At 40.3% G+C, this 655-nt stretch carries 1 protein-coding gene; it reads right to left on the reverse strand.

The window, feature by feature from the left end; translation table 11 throughout:
• A partial coding sequence (locus tag ACYVTD_RS15270) for a hypothetical protein (RefSeq protein ID WP_461248557.1) occupies positions 1 to 655 on the reverse strand: 655 nt, incomplete at both ends.

Raw genomic sequence — 655 nt, forward strand, 5'->3', positions numbered from 1 at the left:
TTTACATTATTGGGCTCTTTGTTGTACGCTACTGTTTTGTTTTTGCTCGTACTGTTGTTGAACGAGGGAACGCCACTTACTGTAACGGCAAGCGGTCCCGATACAGTGGCATTAGTAGTAGGAATATTACCTGTTATAGTTGTTCCGTTATTTGTAACAGTGCCTATCGTATCGCCGTTTAATGTTACTATATTAGTAGTAGCAGTGCCAAAATTGAACCCTTTAATTGTGATAGGATCGCCTTCCCGCACAGGGTAGCCGCCTAAAGCGGAGCGGTTAAACGCGGAAGGAGCCGATTTATTCGCGCCGCTTAACGGGGTTACTACTTCCGCTATGTAGGGAACAACGTTTACAGTTTGAATTGAGGTATTCGTTCTTGTTTCATGATCATAGACTTTGAATGTTACAGAAACATTATTTTGAGCAACGGTGCTAAGTTTTGAACTGTCCCACATAAATTGCCATACAAGGGTATGTCCATGCGCAAGAGAGTATTGCGGAACGTCAGCTTCATTATAAACAAGCCTGAATTCCCTTTCCGCATTATTATTTGCCGCTTTAAGCAAACCGTTGTTGTCTCTATTAGCAATAATAAGCTCATTACCGTTATTATAATTAGAAGAGTTATTACCATTTCTAATTTGAACTGTAATTT

This window comes from Treponema sp. R6D11 (assembly GCF_054786075.1).